This window comes from Bacteroides sp. 1001136B_160425_E2, from assembly GCF_015559655.1.
GTDB classification, from domain to species: domain Bacteria; phylum Bacteroidota; class Bacteroidia; order Bacteroidales; family Bacteroidaceae; genus Bacteroides; species Bacteroides luhongzhouii.
Genome location: NZ_JADMQH010000003.1, coordinates 272,415 through 293,722 on the forward strand (window position 1 = coordinate 272,415; position 21,308 = coordinate 293,722).

At 42.2% G+C, this 21,308-nt stretch carries 14 protein-coding genes; 9 read left to right on the forward strand and 5 right to left on the reverse strand.

Going from position 1 to position 21,308, the window contains the following annotated elements; all coding sequences use genetic code 11:
- Nucleotides 1-39 precede the first annotated feature (39 nt).
- Nucleotides 40-1,038 (forward strand): fimbrillin family protein, encoded by a 999-nt coding sequence (locus I2I04_RS04310; RefSeq protein ID WP_195654405.1) that lies wholly within the window; start codon nt 40-42, stop codon nt 1,036-1,038.
- A 215-nt stretch (nt 1,039-1,253) separates the two neighbouring features.
- Entirely contained in the window at nt 1,254-2,093 is an 840-nt protein-coding gene (locus tag I2I04_RS04315) for a helix-turn-helix domain-containing protein (RefSeq protein ID WP_195654406.1), read from the forward strand.
- A gap of 148 nt (nt 2,094-2,241) precedes the next feature.
- Here the strand turns inward: I2I04_RS04315 and I2I04_RS04320 are convergent, their stop codons facing one another.
- From I2I04_RS04320 to I2I04_RS04340, 5 genes are all read right to left on the reverse strand, one after another.
- Entirely contained in the window at nt 2,242-2,997 is a 756-nt protein-coding gene (locus I2I04_RS04320) for a succinate dehydrogenase/fumarate reductase iron-sulfur subunit (protein WP_004298485.1), read from the reverse strand.
- 36 nt (nt 2,998-3,033) lie between these two features.
- Nucleotides 3,034-5,013: a fumarate reductase/succinate dehydrogenase flavoprotein subunit gene (locus I2I04_RS04325; protein ID WP_143258902.1), complete on the reverse strand. Its 1,980-nt coding sequence runs from the start codon at nt 5,011-5,013 to the stop codon at nt 3,034-3,036.
- A gap of 37 nt (nt 5,014-5,050) precedes the next feature.
- Nucleotides 5,051-5,755, reverse strand: coding sequence for a succinate dehydrogenase/fumarate reductase cytochrome b subunit (locus tag I2I04_RS04330; protein WP_004311073.1), 705 nt, complete (start codon nt 5,753-5,755; stop codon nt 5,051-5,053).
- A 211-nt stretch (nt 5,756-5,966) separates the two neighbouring features.
- The gene (locus I2I04_RS04335; protein WP_185911573.1) at nt 5,967-6,836 is read right to left on the reverse strand and encodes a helix-turn-helix domain-containing protein; all 870 of its coding nucleotides are present in this window, start codon (nt 6,834-6,836) and stop codon (nt 5,967-5,969) included.
- Between the two features lie 640 nt (nt 6,837-7,476).
- Nucleotides 7,477-8,133, reverse strand: coding sequence for an HU family DNA-binding protein (locus tag I2I04_RS04340; protein WP_195470359.1), 657 nt, complete (start codon nt 8,131-8,133; stop codon nt 7,477-7,479).
- 716 nt (nt 8,134-8,849) lie between these two features.
- Here I2I04_RS04340 and I2I04_RS04345 point away from each other — a divergent pair.
- The 7 genes from I2I04_RS04345 (at nt 8,850) to I2I04_RS04375 (ending at nt 21,236) form a co-directional block, all read left to right on the forward strand.
- Complete coding sequence (locus tag I2I04_RS04345; protein ID WP_195654407.1) at nt 8,850-9,194, forward strand: hypothetical protein; 345 nt, start codon at nt 8,850-8,852, stop codon at nt 9,192-9,194.
- 187 nt (nt 9,195-9,381) lie between these two features.
- Nucleotides 9,382-11,610: a hypothetical protein gene (locus I2I04_RS04350; protein WP_195654408.1), complete on the forward strand. Its 2,229-nt coding sequence runs from the start codon at nt 9,382-9,384 to the stop codon at nt 11,608-11,610.
- A gap of 48 nt (nt 11,611-11,658) precedes the next feature.
- Nucleotides 11,659-12,630 carry a hypothetical protein gene (locus tag I2I04_RS04355; RefSeq protein WP_195654409.1) on the forward strand — a complete coding sequence of 324 codons (972 nt, stop codon included), beginning with the start codon at nt 11,659-11,661 and terminating at the stop codon, nt 12,628-12,630.
- A gap of 43 nt (nt 12,631-12,673) precedes the next feature.
- On the forward strand, nt 12,674-14,182 hold the full coding sequence (locus I2I04_RS04360; protein WP_195654410.1) for a hypothetical protein: 1,509 nt from the start codon (nt 12,674-12,676) through the stop codon (nt 14,180-14,182).
- A gap of 15 nt (nt 14,183-14,197) precedes the next feature.
- Entirely contained in the window at nt 14,198-14,902 is a 705-nt protein-coding gene (locus I2I04_RS04365) for a DUF2971 domain-containing protein (RefSeq protein ID WP_195654411.1), read from the forward strand.
- 208 nt (nt 14,903-15,110) lie between these two features.
- Nucleotides 15,111-17,180 carry a beta-galactosidase gene (locus I2I04_RS04370; RefSeq protein WP_195654412.1) on the forward strand — a complete coding sequence of 690 codons (2,070 nt, stop codon included), beginning with the start codon at nt 15,111-15,113 and terminating at the stop codon, nt 17,178-17,180.
- Between the two features lie 45 nt (nt 17,181-17,225).
- Entirely contained in the window at nt 17,226-21,236 is a 4,011-nt protein-coding gene (locus tag I2I04_RS04375; protein WP_229126920.1) for a two-component regulator propeller domain-containing protein, read from the forward strand.
- Nucleotides 21,237-21,308 lie beyond the last annotated feature (72 nt).

The following is a 21,308-nucleotide window of genomic DNA, read 5'->3' on the forward strand; positions in this document are numbered from 1 at the left end:
AAAATATAACAATATTATAAACTTAAAAAAAATACAGTTATGAAGAAGATTTTATTGGCAGTAACAGCTGCTTTAGCAATCACGAGTTGCTCACAGAATGAAGAATTTGAGAATACTGGACAGAATGCAGTCATAAACTTTGAGAGCATAGTCAGTAATGCTACAAGAGCCACGGAGATGAAGCTCGATGAATTAAAAACTCAAGGTTTTCATGTTTATGCATATAATACAGGTGATGTTGTTGTTGGAACTGGAACTTTAAATAAGTCGATAATGGAGAATGAACCTGTTTCATGGAATTCGGATGACAATAAATGGACATCTAATAATGCATATTACTGGCCTTCTCAGGGAAACATCCAATTTTTTGCATATTCTTCTTCTCGGTCATTAACACTAACAGCTACTGATACAGATCAGTATCCTACATTGGTTAATTATCAAATTGCTGATACGGCACCTAATCAGGAAGATTTGCTTGTGGCTAAAGTTACGGATAAGACAAAAGCAGATTTGAGTGTTAATTTCACGTTCTCACATGTACTTACGCAGATTCAATTTGCTATAAAATCAAAGCTTGATGATAAGTTAACATATACTGTATCTAAAATAGAAATAAATGGAGTGAATGATAAAGGAACATATAAATATGCTGATAATGTTTGGACTTCTTTGGAGGGATCTGCAACATATATTTATCCTTTGGATGATATTACTACTACAAATAATGCAGTTCAGGGAACAACGAGTAAAAATATTGGTACTGAATCTTTAATGTTATTGCCTCAAACATTGACAACAAGGAAAATGTTAGTAAGCTATAATGTTACTGATAAGAATGGTGATGAAGTGTATACAACAGGAGCTACTCCTAAAGAAGTTGATTTGAAGGATGCTATATGGGGAGTAGGTAAAAGTATACGTTATACATTGTCTCTAACAAATGATGCTGCAACTATTGGGTGGGTTGTTACCGATGTAGATAAATGGGCTGATGAGGATAATCAGGAAAAAGATCCTGTGGCTCCTGCAGTGTAATAACTAGTTGCATAGGAATATAGAATGCTTGAACATACCTTAATTTAAGAATCTTGAAGCCTAGTTTTTCTGATTTGAAAAACTAGGCTTTTCGATGTTCAAGTGAGTATCTCTTACCTAACCTCTTTTTCACTTTTCTCCCTTTTTTTATGGCAATATGAAAGATTTCATATATTTTTGTTTCTAACATTAATAAATGCAAACACAGCAAACATATGCCATCTATCTGTCAAGGAAATTGGGATTGTCAAGAATGTCCGAAAGCAGTGGACAATGCTATTACCCACATCATTCATCAGCGGGGTTTCTATAAGCTAGCTCAGAGGTGCGAGGAAAATTTTATTCTTTTTCTAATAAAGGGTGAGATATTGGTTAATAGTCAGGAGTATGCAGGTACAATGCTCAAAGAGGGTGAGTTTATTCTCCAAGCTATCGGTTCCAAATTTGAGATGTTAGCAATGACCGAGTGTGAATGTATCTATTATCGTTTTATTCAGCCGGAGATGTTTTGTGATTTCCGTTTCAATCATATAATGAAAGAGGTATCGCCACCGCTTATTTATTCCCCGTTAAAAATCATTCCTGAACTACGCTATTTTTTGGATGGTTCCATGACTTATCTGAAAGGAAATAAAGTCTGCCGGGACCTGTTGTCTCTTAAACGGAAAGAATTGGCATTTGTGTTAGGGTATTATTATTCTGATTATGACCTTTCGAGTCTTGTACATCCACTTTCTAAATATACAAGCAGCTTCCAGTATTTTGTCATTCAAAACTATAAGAAAGTAAAGACTGTGGAGGAACTGGCACAATTGGGTGGGTATACTCTTAGTACATTTCGCCGCATATTTAATAACGTCTTTCATGAACCTGTTTATGAATGGATGCTGGCGAGGCGTAAAGAGGGCATCCTGGATGACTTGAATAACCCCCAATATAGCATCTCGGAAATATGCTATAAGTATGGTTTTGAGTCCTTGCCTCATTTCTCTAATTTCTGTAAGAAGTCTTTTGGTGCTTCTCCGCGTAATTTACGTAGGCAAGATGTTTCATAAATGCAACTGTAAGATAAGTGCGGTTCATCAGTTTCGCATTAATAATAGAAATGCTCCGTTGATAATAAAGAAATCCCCTGTCGGACTAGCCGGCAGGGGATTCTGTCATTAATCAAATTAAGCTCTCACTATTGAAATTTAGCAATTTCTAGTCTTTTAATTTTGCGATGATGAAGTCGCGGTTCAAGCGAGCGATGTTGCTGATAGAAATGTTCTTCGGACATTCAGCTTCACAAGCACGAGTGTTTGTACAGTTACCGAAGCCCAGTTCGTCCATCTTTGACAACATAGCTTTTGCACGACGCAAAGCTTCCGGTTTACCTTGCGGTAGCAAGTTCAACTGGCTAACTTTTGCAGAAACGAACAACATAGCAGAACCATTTTTACATGCAGCTACACAAGCACCACAACCGATACAAGAAGCAGCATCCATAGCTTCGTCAGCGATAGGTTTCGCAATCAGGATAGCGTTAGCATCCTGCGGAGCACCTGTGCGTACGCTTACGTAACCACCAGCTTGCATAATCTTGTCATAAGCAGTACGGTCTACCATCAAGTCCTTGATGACAGGGAAACCGGCCGAACGCCAAGGTTCAACAGTGATGGTGTCACCATCGTTGAAACGACGCATGTAAATCTGGCAAGTAGTAGCACCTGTCGCAGGACCGTGCGGGTGTCCGTTGATGTAAAGAGAACACATACCGCAGATACCTTCGCGGCAGTCATGATCGAATACTACCGGTTCTTTTCTTTCGCTGATGAGCTGTTCGTTCAGAATATCCAGCATTTCGAGGAAGGAAGTATCGCCGGGGATATCTTTCATTTGGTAGGTTTCAAAAGCACCTTTAGCTTTCGGACCAGCTTGGCGCCATACCTTCAGTGTAAATGATATATTTTTATCCATTTTCTTCTAATTCTTTTAAATGTTTAACTTCACCGATTAGCTCTTGTAGTTACGAGTCTGAACCTTGATAGCTTCGTATACCAGTGGTTCTTTGTACAACACCGGAGCTTTTTCATCGTCACCTTGATATTCCCAGCATGCTACATAGAAGAAGTTTTCGTCATCACGTTTTGCTTCTCCTTCTTCAGTCTGGTATTCTTCACGGAAGTGACCACCACAACTTTCGTTACGGTTCAATGCATCGTAAGCAACAAGCTCACCCATAGTGATGAAGTCGTACAGACGGATTGCTTTGTCAAGCTCTACGTTCATACCTTCTTTAGAACCGGGGATAAACAAGTTTGTTTCGAATTCTTTGCGGATTTCTTTCAGTTCGGCGATACCTTTCTTCAAGCCTTCTGCCGTACGTCCCATACCTACATATTCCCACATGACATGACCCAGTTTCTTGTGGATAGAATCGACAGATTCTTTACCCTGGATGCTCATGAATTTGTCAATCTTAGCTTGAACAGCTTTTTCTGCTTCTGCAAATTCAGGAAGATCGGTAGAGAAACGAGGAACAGTGATCTGGTCTGCCAGATAGTTCTGGATGGTGTAAGGCAATACGAAGTAACCGTCAGCCAAACCTTGCATCAATGCAGAAGCACCGAGGCGGTTTGCACCATGGTCGGAGAAGTTACATTCACCGATAGCGAACAGACCCTTGATAGTGGTTTGCAGTTCGTAGTCTACCCAGATACCACCCATTGTATAGTGGATAGCCGGATAAATCATCATCGGGTTATAATATTTTACGCCATTAATTTCTTTTGCCAGTTCTCCCGGATTAACGTCAGTGATTTCCTCATACATATCGAAGAGGTTGCCATAACGTTGAAGAACGATGTCGATACCCAAGCGGTTGATAGCTTCAGAGAAGTCGAGGAATACGGCTAAACCGGTGTTGTTTACACCGAAACCTGCGTCGCAACGTTCTTTGGCAGCACGGCTGGCAACGTCACGCGGAACCAGGTTACCGAATGCCGGATAGCGGCGTTCCAAGTAATAGTCGCGGTCTTCTTCCGGAATATCACTTCCTTTGATTTCGCCTTTTTGGAGTTTTACGGCATCTTCTTTCTTCTTCGGAACCCAGATACGACCGTCGTTACGGAGAGATTCAGACATCAAAGTCAGCTTAGACTGTTTGTCACCGTGTACCGGGATACAAGTCGGGTGAATCTGAACGTATGCAGGATTTGCGAATACAGCACCCTTGCGGTAGCAAGAGATAGCAGCTGTACAGTTACAACCCATAGCGTTAGTAGACAGGAAGTAAGCGTTACCATAACCACCGGTAGCGATGACTACAGCGTGAGCGGCGAAACGTTCCAACTTACCTGTTACAAGATTTTTTGCGATGATACCGCGGGCACGTCCGTCAACGATGACAACATCCTGCATTTCATAGCGGGTGTACAGTTTAACAGTACCTACGTTTACCTGACGGCTCAATGCAGAGTAAGCACCCAGCAGTAACTGTTGACCTGTCTGGCCTTTAGCGTAGAAAGTACGGGATACCTGTGCGCCACCGAAAGAACGGTTATCCAGCGTACCACCATATTCGCGAGCGAAAGGAACACCTTGCGCTACACATTGGTCGATGATAGCGTTGGATACTTCAGCCAAACGATATACGTTTGCTTCACGGGCACGATAGTCGCCACCTTTCACTGTATCGTAGAACAGACGGTAAACCGAGTCACCATCATTTTGATAATTCTTTGCAGCATTGATACCACCCTGTGCAGCGATAGAGTGTGCACGACGGGGAGAATCCTGAATACAGAAATTGAATACTCTGAAACCCATTTCACCAAGTGAAGCAGCGGCAGAAGCACCTGCCAGACCCGTACCCACAACGATGATGTCCAAACGACGTTTATTAGCGGGATTCACCAATTTCTGGTGAGCTTTATAGTTGGTCCATTTCTCAGCCACCGGGCCTTCTGGAATTTTTGAATCTATCTTGATCATAATATTATTTACAATTTAATCATTTACAATTTACTATTTAGCAAGCACCGCCACAAATCAGTGTTTTCACGAAGAATACCACTACTACCAGTGCGAAACCGAGTACAACAATCGTAGAATAGATGTTAGAAATGCATTTCCAACGATTGATCCATACTTTGTTGTTCCATCCCAGTGATTGCATAGAGCTCCAGAAACCGTGAGTCAGGTGGAACCACAAAGCAAACAGCCAAACGAGGTAAAGAACTACGTAAACCGGGCAAGAGAAAGTCTGCTGGATGTGATAAGCACCGTTAGCGGCATAAGCCAGCGTCAGTGTATCAGCGTGCATGCCCATGTTGTGCATCAGTTCCGGCAACTGCATTTTTGCCCAGAAGTTGAAGAGGTGCAAACCAAGACCTACAATAACGATCAGACCCAGCACCAACATGTTTTGAGATGCCCATTCTACAGTTTTTGGTTTGTCAACCACTGCATAGCGTTCGCTACCACGCGCTTTGCGATTCTGCATGGTCAGCCAGAATGCGTAGATAATGTGAATAACGAAAAGAGCAGCCAGTCCTGCGGTAGCCACTAATGCATACCAGTTTGCTCCCAGGAACTCACAAATCATGTTGTAACCATCAGCCGAGATGATCGCAACCAAGTTCATCGCCATGTGAAATGTTAGAAACAGGACAAGGGCGATACCGGTAACGCTCATCACCACTTTCCTTCCTACAGATGAATTACTTAACCACATAAATGATTGAATTTAAATTATTTAATTGTTAGAACTAAAATTTCGACGTTTTACACCTCTTACGGACTGCAAAAATAGGGGAAATAGATTGATTGAGCAAGGAATTAAAGAAATAATTCTTTAATAATGGATCAATACGCTAATGTGTCAATATGCCAGCCAGTATGCGTGCATAGTGCAACTGATTGGCACATTCGTAGGATGGGGCTGTTTATTGTATCTTTCCGATTTTCTCACCGCCGGCTGCTTTTTTGCGTAAAGCGCGTGGGGTATCGCCAAAAGAGTCTTTACAGAAGTGTGCGAAATGCGACAGGGAGTCGAATCCGTATTTGTTACAGATTTCGGTGATTCGCATTTTGGTGTGTTGCAGGTCTTCCAAGATTCCTTCTCGTTTCTTTTCCAGTATCCATTCGTATACGGGCACACCATAGAGGTTTTTGAAAAGTCGGCGGAAAGTAGTGGTCGTATATCCTCCCAGATGTGCAAATTCTTCTACGTTCTTCACGTTGCTGTAATTCTGCATGACGAAATAGTGGAAACTTTCCGTATACGTGCTGATTGGATAGAAGAATGAACCTAGTTGGGGCAGCGGATAGAAGTTGGTAATCAAGAAAACCAATTCTTTGCATTTTAAGTCGATATACTTGCTGCAAGGGTTTTCTTCAGCGAGGAATTCGGGCATACTGGTGACAAGGTGGTAAAGTCTTTCACTCATAATCAGTGGAGTGTAGGTCAAAGGAGCTTCCGCCTGTTCCATCATTTCTTTATACCGGTCTTCGCAGAGCAGAGGCAGTTCGTTGAACCAGTAGACAACGTATTCAACATCTGTCAGTGCCAGTATTTCGACCTTGGAGCCAATAGCTTGCAAAACAATTTGTCTTTCGCGTAACGTTATTCCGGGATGCTCTTCGCTATTGATAAGTAATTCGCCCTTTATCATAAAAAGCATACAGTTCTGTGTACACTTATCCTTGGGGATATGCTCTCCTTTAGGTAAGTTTCTATATATAAGGATATTCTCAACACTTTTGGGACATCCTGTACAGTTGGTATATTGTATGCAAAATGAATCTTTTGGCATGAGTCTTATGCGTGATTTATTATCTTGACGGAACAAAGATAGGTTTTTTTTGCGGAAAATGGAACTCTTTCTTTTATTTATGTTTTAGTAGAAACCTTTGTATGGCGGTCTTTAAATGTAGTGGAATGAATTTATAACTAAATATTGCAACTTTATTATGAAAGACAAAAAGGTCTTATTAAACATGGCCGGTAAGATTATTTTCATATTATCAGGAAAGGTTGTTCGCTGTCTTGCTGCTTTCGATGAAAGTAGGGTCGTGGTATTTTGGGCATCCGTAATTTTAAAGAAGGCATTATCTTTGCCGTTGATAAAAAAATAGGTGACGAATATGAAACTATCATGAAATATGTAACCCCAACCAGATAAGCCATCTGTCCGATGATGAAATAGAAAAACAGCCAATTTCGCACCTCCATAGTCCCACTTCAGTGCTGTCGAGAGATATAACAGATATGCTTTATCAAAACAGCATTATAAAAATATGTCCCGAAACCGATTTAGAGTGTTTTACTGATATAGATAATGAGAGATACCTCGCCGCAAGGTGTCTCTCATTTATGATCAGGAATACCATTTTGCTGACGTCGGCAAAATGTTCGGTAGTGCCTTCTTGGGTACTTTTGTCATACTCTTTACTTTATTGCTGTATAGTATTTGCTTCATCCTCTTTTATCTCTGCTTTGCCATAATATCCCGGCATCGGCGCGTAAATCGGATTATAATAAGTATTGATATTCTTCAACTTTTTCTCCTCTTCCTTCAGCCGTTTGATTTGTCGTGCGGCAGTGGTAGAGGTAAATCCGCATAACCCTTGAAAGTCACGACGGGTTAATACAGGGTTACTCTTGAAATAGTCTGTCAGTAGTTTGTCTATTTCATCATTTGAGTGGGAGGCAGAATGGCATCTTAGTTTGCTTCGTTCCATATGAACAACACTGACAGACCTTTTCAATTTAGCGTCTGCTTTGAAACTGATGTTGGCTTTGAGTTTCATCTGATTCACTTTTAGTTTGGGCGAAGTGATGGGTTCTTTGCTGTTCAGTTTTACTTGAAAATAACCGATGCCATCCAGATGGACACTTTCTCCTTCCCGGAGACGATCTCCCATAAAATGACTTAGAGATTCGAGGACTGACTTCACATCTCCCTCAGTCAGAGAGGTGGCTATCTGGATTTCTTTTGCCAGATAGTCTGTGTTAATGTGTTGGAAGTTGACTACACGTGCGTGATACACTTCTTTACCTTCCTCGTCTTTCGGGCGGGGAGTCTTGTACAATTCAAATTGTATTGCCATTATTTATTTGTTTTCGCCTTATACGACTACGTACCTTTAATTTTCCGTTGTAGGCCTATAAGGACATTGTTTTCTGTTGTTGCGAAGCTAATCGATCATCTTCGGACTTAGGGGGAGGGTTTTATATAGCTGTTGTTTGTTTGCTATCAAGCGGCTTTTATAAGTTATCCTGCCTTTATTCTTGGACTAAGGCGTAGGGATAGTTGTCTTCCGGTGCCTTTATCATTAGTTTCCCACGGCCGTGGTAGGAATTCGCCACGGCCATGAAGAATGAACTATATCAGTAGCAAAGATAAACTATATCAGGGAGAAAAGCAAACTATCTCTGCTTGTTTGAGGTATTTATGCGCCTTGTTCTATCTGATAGATATAGAGTAGGGGAGAATTAAACTATTTTACTGCGCTAACAGTGGTATTATCTGAAAATATAGTTATATTTGTAGCGTGTCTTCAGAGAGAAGATACGTTTGTTTTGAATTGGAGAAAGTGTTTTTATTATCTGCCTTAGAAAATCTGGTAAATTTGGTAATCGCAGGTAATAAGTGACCGGTCTCCACGTCTATGTCGTATATATATTTGTTATATATCCCAACGGGCGTGGAGCTATTGCTTATTATTCGATTACGGGCTTACCAGAGCCTTCTAGGGGATAGTACAGTAATAGTTTCCGCGCCTTTTTCATTGGTATACGGAAACACATAATTAAAAAAGATATTATGAGTAATCTTACTTGTTCCCGTTCCTGCCTGATGAAGCACGATTTAGAACGCTCCGTCGACAAACTTTTCTTCTTGAAAGAAAACTGGCCTGGCTTTGCACAGATTGAAAATGTAGACCGATTGTCAAAACTAGAATTGCAGTGTTCCCTCTGTCTATTGGATATAGTGATAGATGGGCTGTCTAAAGAAGAGTTCTCATGCCCGAATAAAGAATTGATCCGTTTGGTCATTATGTATGTATACATTCAGGAGAGGTTTGAACTATGCACGATTAAAGAATTGCATACTAAATTGGTGAAGAGTAGCGTACGCACGAAAAAGAAGTGGTTCATGAAACCGTAATTCTCTCTTTTCATCTTCCAGTCAATAAGAATACAATTCAATCTCTTATCTTTCAGATTTATCTCTCTATTTGACCTTTCGAGACTAAAATACCAGCCTTTGATACAATTTTCCATGATTCAAAAGCTGGTATTTCCCACCTTTGCCGCATAAAACTTTAATTCTGTAACCAGTAAATTTTAATATTATGAACCATATTCATAGTTATCTATTCAGTTTTCTATGTTTATTCTGCGGCGTTTATTCTTTATCAGCTTGTGAGGATGAAAAGTTAGTGGCTGCGCAAGATACTTCGGCAGAATCCGGACAGACAAGGAACAGTCAGGACGAGTCTTATGTAGAGGGTGTTGCAGCTCCTTATTCCGATGCCATTTATCCGATGGATTATGTTCCGAGAGAAGAGACAAGGCAGGAAGTACTGGAACGAGACACCAGGGTGAGAAAGCGTATTTCTGACTTTTGGATAAACTTAAATACGGCGATCACAGGCAATACTCTTAATGCATGGATTGATAATTTTACGAAAATAGCTACTAAGGAACGCAGTCCGTATCTAGACCTTACTTACCTTTGTGTTGACTATAACTGCCCTCAACTGAAAAAACTTCTGGTTACGAAAATCAAAGATGACATTAAAGTTCAGTATAAGATATTACTTCAAGAGATAGAAATAGATAAGAAAAACGGGCAAAGCGGCAGTTTGAGGGATCTCAACACCACACAGCCGGCGGGCATTATCATGGAAGATGCCTATTGTCTGAAACGCTTGGGAGCCTATAAAGGAGAAATCAAACTCTTTATTGAATCTGTCATCGACACTCATGTGGAGGGAAAAGCCAATTATTATAAAGGAGATTATCTGTCGACAGGATACAACAAGGAGCTGTTCGCTTTGAACGTTGCATTTTGGGTGAAGATGCTGTATAGCGACGACTCCACCAAATATCCGTTATGCAAAACCTCGTTTAATACGGTATACAATGCACTCCTTAATTATTCTTACGATGCTGACAATTCACCTCATTATGACGCAAATACCGGCTTCAACCTGCTCTTGCATTGGGGATTGCTCCTGAACGATGAGGCCGGACTGAAAAACAGTATCCATATCAAGCGTATCATGGATCGCATGAGCCGTACCATTATGAACTCGGGGCAAACTGCCGGATGGGGAAAACTCATGGGAGGAGTGTATGAAGGAGGAAGAGAATATTTGCTGGATGCCGGTATTGGGATGACTTGGTGTCTGAAAGTGGGATATCGCTTATTCAAAGATCCGTATTACCTGTACATGGCTCGTAAGTATGAAGACTTCCGTTTCAATGTGGGTTGTACCCAATGGAACAATGACTACATCGACCTCTATCCCATCGACATCAACCGCAAAGATACCGATGCCGATGTCCCCGCTCAACAAACCTCCTCTTTACTCACTCCCCGCATCACTTCGAAGAGCAAATATGACGGTCTGTTGTTGGGTCGGGGAGACAGGGATTACAAGCAAGTGCAGGATAAATTGATCCTTTCTACCGGACATCATCCGCGTGCGCCTTATATGCTGATGGATTTAAGTTATACACAACACAAGGCAGCTCCCGACCATCGCATTGGGATAGACAACTTTATCTTCAACGGAACGCACGTCTGCACCTATTTGGGACGTCCGGCAGAAGGCTTCCGCATCAACCGGCCTTTTATCGCACCCAAAAGCTTGAGCGAGAATTTCCCGATATTCAATATACCGGAGGCGGAAGTAGAGCCGAACGCATCTTATTACAGTAGACTGGGATTTGATTCGCGTTTTGATTATGTGATAGGCAATTATGCGGTCAAGCAGCTTTCTGAAGATGTGGCTTATGGCGAAGTAGAATATACCCGCTTCCAGTATGAAGGCATTAGCGCAAAGAGAAAGATGTTGTTGCTGAACAATGGCGTTCTTATTGTTTACGACAAGGTTGCCTCGGCTGCCGGGAACAACCGGAAAGATGTGGTCGGTGTACTGTATAATGTGTGGCCGTCTGTAGCTAAGACTGGAAAGAATTGGCTGTTGCAAGGAGTACACAAGAGTAGCATGGTGAAACTGGATAGTCGATACGACTTTACAGGACAGACACTTTTCTATTTTCCGCGAACAAAGAACAATAATACCATGAGCGTGAAGACCGATCCGCTGCGCAACAATAAAAGCATTAGTTCGGTACTCTGCTCGCAGACCGAACTTAACAGTGGCGAAGATGCCGAATTCATCACGCTGATTATACCGATGAGAAAACCTGACGAGGTAGAGACATTTGTTAGTGGTATATCGGTGGCTAAAGAGGGTTCCGTTTATACGGTATCTATACCAAGCCCCAGTGGAACGGCTATTGTTGCCATTCTGTCCCCTACCGAGGCATCGGTGACTACCGGGATTTGAACAATGATTATCTAATTTATATCTATTAATAACTTAATTTTTAGTATTATGAGAATGCTTAAATCAATCTGTGCAGCTTCGCTTTTATCGTTCGCAGCGATAAGTGTTGCAAGTTGCAGCAGTAATAGCAATGAAGACGAGATTCCCGCAGATGGTCTTACGAGAATCAGGGTGACAATGAATTCTCTGAACACCAGGTTGGGATACGTCGATCAGGCGGATGGCCTCATTACCAGTTGGACGAGAAACGATGCTTTTCGAATCATACCGGATAATGGCAACGAGAGTCAGGTCTTTACGTTGGCCGAAGGAGCAGGCACACCGGTCGGTACTTTTGTAGGGACGGCTCCTGAAGTGGGCGATGGTACATATACAGTGTTATTTCCAAGTACGCTTCAATCGGTAGAGGAATTTGATACTTTCTCTTTTGCAGGTCAGCAGCAGGATGGAAGCTCAAACGTCAAAGGGATTGCTGCTTATCATACTGTGAAACTGGCCGGCACAACATCCGATTATACTGCGTTCAGTTTTGCAAATGCGGTACAATCTTCCGTGATGGTGTTGTCGTTCAAGAAGTTGCCGGATTATGTCGGTTCGCCTACTCAAATCACTTTGACGGCGGACGAAAACTGTCTGCCAACCACCAATGTTACTGTGTCGAACGAAATCTCTCTGAAGCTGGTCAATATGACGGCATCTCCCACGCTGACAGCTTATCTGGTGCTTGGAGCTAATCCCGGCAATGCAAAACTGTCTGCCGGCAAACAACTGAAAATCAACGTAACCGGTACTACGGGCAGATGTTATAAAACCTTTGTTATGGAGTCTGATGTCGTTTTTGCTGGAGGCAAACGCCATGTTATCAATATCAGTAACTGGGATCTGGATGATACACCGATAGACAAAGACATCATCGTTACCGTTCCTTCGTTTGGCGATGGAGTGATATTGGATGATTCTAATACTTCGACAGGCGGAAATACTCCGTCTTTTGGGGGAGGAATTAATATTGAAGATTAATTAGATAGAAAGTTCAAGTAGTTTAATTTAATACAAAGGAAAAATGAAAACAATAAAATCAGTATCACTCTTGGCTGCTTTGGCAGGCATCGTTATAACGGGTTGCAGCAATGAAGATATGCTAGAGAATAATCATAATAACGCATTATCATACAATCAGATCTCAATCAAAGCATATACAGACAATGACGCCCAAACCCGTATGGGATATGAAGACAATGGTTCTGCCGTTGCTATCAAATGGACGGAAGGCGATGCTTTCACTATTATTCCGGCAAAAGCGGGTGCTGATGCACAGGTCTTTACGCTGGCGGAAGGAGCAAATACAAATGCCGGCACTTTTAACGGTTACGCTCCTGATGTAGACGCCAGCGGATATACCGTATTGTATCCGGCTAAATTGGCTAATACGGCTGCATTTGATGCGTTTTCGTACAGTGGGCAGGCGCAGAACGGCAACGATAATACGGTTCACCTGGCTGCATTCCATACCATTAAGTTGGCGGTCAATTCATCTGATGTTACTTCTATCAACTTTGGAGATGCGGCTACAGTGCAATCATCACTGTTGGTGCTCAATCTCAAGAATCTGCCTGAAGGAGTGGGAACGCCACAATCAGTTGCGATTCATGCGGAGGAGGCTTGTCTGGCCGTAACCAACAACACCGTAGGAACAGATGTTTCATTGAATCTGAACGGCTTCTCGGCAATCACGTCTGGAAATAACAGCATCAAGGCTTATCTGATGTTAGGCGCCAATGGAGATAATGCCGCTTGTGCCGAAGGAAAGAAACTGACCGTTACTCTAGTAGGTTCAGATGGAAGTTATACTGCTAGTTTTACCGCTCCTGCAGGTGGTCTTTGCTTTGCCGGAGGAAAAAGAAACAGCATCACAGCGTCGAAGTGGGAAGCGGACGAAGTGGAAGAGGAAGTACCATATCTTTTTGATATGACAAAAGGCTGGACGGTTTCAAGTGCTACGGTAGACTATGTGGACGGATATGTTAAATTGACATCGACAGCGGCAAACAGATATAACAGATGCGATTCCAATCTGAAGGGACTTAGTCTGGCTATGTCATTACTGGGCAATAAAGTGATTTATTACCGGGCGAAAGCGACCCAGGGAACAATAATCACTGCGAACAACGCGAAGGTTTCTGTGTATATCGACGGCAAAATAAACGTTGATGGTACAGAGGGGATTGTAACAATCACTCAATACAAAGGCGAAGAACTAGGGACAGACCAGGAAGGTTATCAGTGGTATGCTTTCGATTTGTCGAAGCTTGGAACAGAAGGGCATACAGCGGAAATGAAATTCAGACCGGATGGAGAAACCTCGGACACCACCTACAAATCGGGTTCGGATCTGTATGATGCTTTGATTGCGGCTGCAAAAGATATGATGGCAGTGGAAGGAGCAACTTTCAATCGCTTGGATTTCATCATGATATCAGACTTGGGCGATAAAAGTAAGTTTGAATCGTTCCTTGTGAAAGAAGTCGGCGTAGCTTCCTTGTCCGTAGTTAAAAAGAAAATACAAAAATAATAAAACTCAATCATTATGAAAAATATAAAGAAACAATCACTGTTGGGAATAATCGTATTTATGGCTCTATTCCTTGTTGCAGGAACGACCTCAATGGTGGCACAATCAGTATCCTGTACCCCTTGGGATTTATCCTCAAATGGCAACTGGCAATTAAAGGAAGGCTCTATCGATTACAACGCTAAAGGTATTACCTTTACCGCCGACAATGGAAAACGTTGCAATCCATCCAGCAAAACGACTCATGCTGTAAATAGCAAATCAGTTATTTATTACAAGGTAAAGGCTGATAAGGCAAATTTAAGTATCAGGGATGCCAAAATATCTATCTTTATTCCAAATTACTCACTGAATGGAGAAGAAGGGACATTGATGATTAAACAGTTGAGAGGATACGAATTGGGTAAAGATAAGAGTGGATTTACATGGATTGCTTTCGACCTTTCCAAGTTGGGTGCAGACGCTAAAAAGCAAGGTGTGTATACGTATGAATTTCAGGTGAAAGGGAAACCGAAGGTTTTATACACCAGTGAAGATGATGACATCAAAATTTACAACAAGATTCTGAAAGACCTCAAAAAGAATGAGTATAAGGGCAATCGTTTCGACTTTATCCTGATTTCGAAATTGGATAAAGATCAGGGTAACGAGTCTTTCACGATGGAAGAATTGGGAAATGCTGAATCTATCGGTGAGGTAAAAGCAAAAATAAACAAGTAAAAGTGAGATGCCCCTAATGAGTTGTGCGAGTCAGTGATGATGTAGCTTGTGGGAGAGCTCGGTATTGTGCCGGGCTCTTTCCGTTTGATCCTGTCTTGTTGATTGGCAATGGAGTTTCTTGTTAAAATCCGCTTGAGTGGCATGATTTTAGAAAAAGGGATATTATCTTTGCCGGGTGTCGTTAATGCAATCAAATTTATCTGATCTTATGAAATTCTATATATTGGCAATTGTTATTGTGATAAATATAACTGCAAATGCACAAATGTATGTGGGTTCGGCCTACTATCCGGAACAGCTTTCGAAGGAAAGAATAGATAAAGATGCTTCTTTGATGCAGGAGGCACATCTGAATATGGTACGTATAGGAGATTTTGCTTGGAGTTCATTGGAGAGTGAGGATGGAAATTTCTCTTTCGAATGGATGGACAACGCAATTCATACGTTGCAGAAGAAAGGAATTCAGACTCTACTGTGTACCCCTACGGCTGCTATTCCCAAATGGATGTGTGACGTGCATCCCGATATAATGCAAGTACAGGTGGATGGGCAGCGGAAAGCATACGGCCGTCGTCGTCATGCCTGCTATAGTAACGAGGCTTATCGCACTTATTGCGTCCGTATTGTCCGCGAATTAGCGGCGAGATACAAGGAGAACCCGGCTGTTATCGGTTTCCAGATAGATAATGAAATGACAACAGAGGATCCATATTGCTATTGTGAGAATTGTAGGATGCGTTTTGTAGAATGGTTACAGAAGAAGTATAAGACTATCGGGAAGCTCAACCAGTCATGGGGAACTACTTTCTGGAGCGAAACTTTGAATTCTTTCAGCCAGGCATGGTTGCCCCGTCGCATGGACAATCCCGCTATTTACTTGGATTATCAACGTTTCGTCTCGGACTGTACGCTCGATTTTTATCGTATGCAGCGGGATGAAATAAAGAAAATAGCTCCCCGAATGCTTTGTACCACTAATGTGGGCGGAGGAGGATTTGTGACGACGATTGATCTCTATCAGCTTGGTAAAGAGTGTGATGTATTGTCCATAGACAATTATCCTATCAACTGTACTGTAGAGAATCTGTATGGCAACAATGTGGGGCAGCCTTTTGAACCGTCGATGGTGTCTTTTGCCTTGCAGCAGATTCGTGGGGGACGAAAGGAGAATATATGGGTGACAGAAGAGCAAGTGGGACGCACTGCCTTGACACAAAGAGAGATTGTACCCGATGGTATCGTTCGTTTGTGGACACATCAGCAATTGGCTTATGGATGTAATATGTCCGTGTTCTTTCCTTTCAGGGCATTCGAGTCTGCTCATGAACATTTGATGGCAGGCGTGGTGGAATCCGATTATGTGAAGCGGGATAAATATCAGGAAATACAGCAGACCGCCCATGAAGTACGGGCGTTGTACGCAAAGACCGGAAAGCTCTTGCCAATTGCCCGTGTAGCTATCATTCGGGACTTTGATGCGGACTGGACCTTTGAAAATGGGTATACTTTTTGTCCCGATTTGAAATATTTGAGGGAGGTATACGCTTATTATAAAGCTTTGCGCTCTCGTTCGGTAATGGTGGATATGGTATCTCCAGACGCTGATCTGTCGCCATATGATTGTGTCATTATTCCCTATTTGGCTTTGGTCGCACCGGACTTTCCGGAGAAAATAGAAACAAAGGTGAAAAAAGGGGCTACTGTGGTGATGACTTGTCTCACCGGAGTACGCGATAAAGAATTTCACAAATTTGATGGAGGGGTTTACCAACCCTTGCAGCGGTTGGCGGGAATTGAAATCGAGCGGCAGGAAGCTCTTTTCGGACGAAAGCACAATACACTGGATTACGTTGATTCTACGGCAATATGTAAATATTGGTTTGATAAGGTTAAGCCTGTGCAGGCTACTGTTTTATCCCGGTATAATGGAGCTTATTTCAAAGACGCTCCTGCCATTACTTGTAATCGGGTAGGTGATGGGAAAATGTATTATGTTGCCACTGTACCCGAACAAAAAGTGATTGATCAATTAATGAATGTGGTCATCTCCGAAACCTCACTAAAGCCGATTGCTCACCATGCCAGTCCGTTAATGGAAATAGCGGAATTGCAAGATATGAAAGGAAACTCATATCTTTATCTGATTAACTTCTCTGGTGACTTGCAGCAGGTGGTACTCAACTATCCGGGCAACGATGTGATGACGGGAGAAGAATGGAAAGCGGGAACTGTTTCCGTAAATCCGATGGAATATAAAGTATTAAGAATAAAGAAGTAAGTATAAGTGTCTAATACCATAGGAATCTGTCTTAAATCAATGTTGATGAAGAAAATAATCATATTACTCATACTCATCGCAAGTAGCATAAATGCTCTTTTCGCGGAGAGTTCTTACCGTTCATATTCGGTTATTGACGGACTGTCCAACAGTACGGTAAAAGCTATTTATCAGGATGAAATGGGTTATATATGGCTAGGTACCAAGGATGGACTGAATCGTCTGGACGGCTATGAAATAAAGAGTTTCTTTTATGAATCGGAAGAGACGGTCAGGCAATCCAATGACATTGTCAGTATCACGGGCGACGGGCAGGGAAGAATGTGGATCGGTACTTTCAATGGGGTGACTTTGTTTGATACGTTTGCGGAAAGATTTATCGATTTGAATACGCTCTATCAAGGTGATGAACTCCCTCGCGGAGTAGTGGTCGGATTGTGGATAGCACCGGATAAGGCCGTCTGGGTGGTTACCAAAATGGGAGTTTATGTATTGCGGGATGGGAAATGCATTTGTATGGAGGACTTGAAAGGATTGTACATCAACAGCATGGCTCCCTGTACGGACGAATCCCTTCTCTTGAATGTGGCTAATAAAGGTATTCTTAGGCTGGATACCCGCACTTCCGATTACTCGTATATTCTTGACGGACCGGACTATCCGGCTTTCCTGAAGATTTTTCTGGATGCGAAAGGGCGTACCTGGCTGGCTTCAAGCTTGGGAAATTTGCAACTCTACGATTGTCCTACTCGTACAGTGACGAAGATTAAAGTGAAGCTCCCTGCCGATATGGGATTATGGGAAGGGCAGGTGCATGATATAAAGGTATATAATGATTCGACATTGTTGCTTGCAACCGATAACGGATTGGCAGTAATGGATGAATATACCTATACCGTTCGCCGGACATTTGAAGAACGTATTCCTGTGGGGCTGTTGTCAACACGTCGTTTGATGGCTCTTTATAAAGACAGACAGGGATCGTTATGGTTCGGTACTTTCAACGAGGGTGCCTTGTTTTATAATTCCGGGCAATACCTGTTCCGGTATCATTCGCTGACTACCAATGTTAATCAGCCGGTAAGGGTTAATGGTAAGTTGATAGAAGCGCAGGGCAAGTTATGGATCGGCCACAATAGCGGAATCTGTACATTGAGTCTTGCCGATGGCAAGGTTGAAAACATTCCGTTGCCAATGGGGAAAAATTGTACGGGAGAGGATGAAGTATACTATATGTTTCGGAACAGTGAAGATGAAGTGCTTTTCTATGTGTTAAATAAAGGAGTTTATTCCTTGAACTTGAAAACTCTTTCTATTAGCAGGCAGATGACCGCACTTTCGCCCAATGCGCAGATACGTGCGATGGCAAAGGATACATTGGGTAATATCTGGATTGCCGAAAACGAACTTTCCTGTTATAATCCGCAGACGCAGACACTTAGCCGTTCTTTTTCTACGAATCAGGATGGAGACACTCGATTCATGCTGACGCAGGATTTATTGCCTTATGGCACTACCATGCTGGTTGGCGGACGTACCAGTGGCGTATGGAAATTTCCTTATCATGCTAAGGAGGCTGCTCATTATTTCAAAGGTGAGCAGATTGATTTCAGTGTTCTGAAGAACAAAAACGTCAGTCTTCTTTATTTGGATAGCAATCAATATCTTTGGATCGGTACTTATAATCTAGGTGTATATCGTTGTCACTTGGAGAAAGGAACTATCGAACATTTCGGAGTGAAAGAAGGATTGATACACAATTCCGTATGTGGCGTACTGGAAGATCCGACAACGGGAGATTTTTGGATATCTACCGTCGTTGGGTTATCGCGACTATCTGTGAAAGACGCGAAGATTGTCAATTATACAAAAGACACCGGCTTTCCGTTGAATGAGGTATCCAGAAACGCTTTACTCCAAACAGAGGACGGACGGATTTATATTGGTGGAAACAATGGCATTGCGGAGTTTTCTCCTGAAGAAATTGTTGCCCAACAAGAAAAGTTGTTGCCGGTGGTGCGCATATCTTCTGTCAATAGTCTGGATTCGGACGAGGGCACAGATCAGGTGAAATTTGATAATGCACGCAGTTTGGAGCATGTGGAACTTTCCTACAAGAATGCGGCTGTCTCCATTAAGTTTTCTCCGTTGGATTATATCTTTCCGAAGGGGTATAAATATGTTTACCAAATGGAAGGACTGGATAAGAACTGGAATTATATTGAACGTAATGAAGTCATTTATTCGCATTTGCCTGCCGGGCATTATACTTTTTATGTAAAAGCGTGCAATAGTAATGGTGAATGGGGCGAAAGTAGTGCGGTGGATGTAGTTGTGTATCCACCTATTTGGTTGACCGGATGGGCGAAAATGATTTATGTTTTGTTGGCACTTACACTGGCCGGTGCTTTAATGTATTATCTGTATAAGCGGAAGACCGCCAAGTATAAAAGAAGAATAGAAGAAATAGAGAAGGAAAACACCGAACGCAATTACCGAATGAAAATTGAACTTTTCACAAACTTCTCTCATGAACTTCGCACACCGCTGACTTTGATTACCGGTCCGTCAGAAGACATCTTGCAGGATGAAACGTTGCCCGGCAAATTCTTGTTCCCCATGAAGCAGATTTATAAGAACTCCAATCGGTTGTTGTTGCTTGTCAATCAGTTGATGGACTTCCGGAAGCTGGAGTATGGGGCTATGATGTTGAAATTGAGTCGGGTTAATATAGGAACTTTCCTGACCAGCCAGATCGACAGCTTCTCTGACTTGCTACATAAGAAAGAATTGACTATTGAATATAAGAACACCTATTATGGTGATGATCTTTGGATTGATATGGATTTGATGGAGAAGGTAGTGTTCAATCTCTTGTCCAATGCAGTGAAACATTCACCCAAAGAGACGCAGATAAAAGTACGTTCATTGGAAAAAGAAAACCATGTGGTGATTTCTGTGAAGGATTGTGGAGAAGGTATCTCGGAAGAGAATCTGTCGAAAATATTCGATCCTTTTTTTCAGGTGGAGCAGGGAAGTAAAGCCGATTTATTTGGTAGTGGTATCGGGCTGAACATGGCGCAATATGTGGTGAAGTTGCACAAAGGAAGGATATGGGCGGAGAGTGTCTTTGGTCATGGCTCCGAGTTCTTTGTAGAGTTGAACTTAGGAAGGGAATGTTTCGCTGAAGCCAATGTGGAATTTGTAGAGACACATGAAGATACGTATTTGGAAAAGATAAAACGGGAATGTATTGCGCCCATCGAGGAAGAAAATGCTGTGGCATCGGACAATGACGACCGATGTCGTGTGCTGGTAGTGGAAGATGATGATGATATGCGCCAGTATGTCGCTTCTATATTGTCGAAGCAGTACATCGTATCGGAAGCTGTTAATGGGAAAGATGCGTTGGAAATGGCTATCGAGCAAATTCCCGATTTGATTGTCAGTGATGTGATGATGCCTGTAATGGATGGGCTCGAGCTGTGTAAGGCAATCAAGGGAGAAATGACTACCGCTCACATTCCTGTGGTGCTGTTGACAGCCAAAGCGCTGAATGAACATATTGAAGAAGGGTATGGAGCGATGGCGGACGATTATGTGTTGAAACCGTTTGCACCTAAAGTTCTGTTGGCTAAATTGGAGAGTATCATCAAGAACCGTAATCGGCTTCGTCAGCTTTTCAGTGAAAAACTGGATGCTATCGAGGTGCCTGTTGACGAATTGAGTGCGGAGGATGAGTTTTTGCAACAGTTAATGGAGCTGATTCGCGAAAAAGCACAAGATCCCGATTTATCAGTTAATGATCTGCACGAAGCGTTGGGAATGAGTCGTTCGCAATTCTTTCGTAAAATAAAAGCTATTTCAGATGTATCACCTAATAAGTTAATATTGAATGTACGTATGAAGTTGGCTGCCGAGAAGTTGGCGACTGGTAAATATACCGTTTCCGAGGTGGCTTATGATGTCGGATATTCTGACCCCTCTTATTTCAGTAAAGTGTTTAAATCGACTTATAACATAGCACCTGCCAATTACCTTAAGCAATATGTATAAAAGCATATTTCTATGGTAAAAACGTCCCAAAAGATAACTTTGGGACGTTTTTACAGGTCTTTGATACTATTC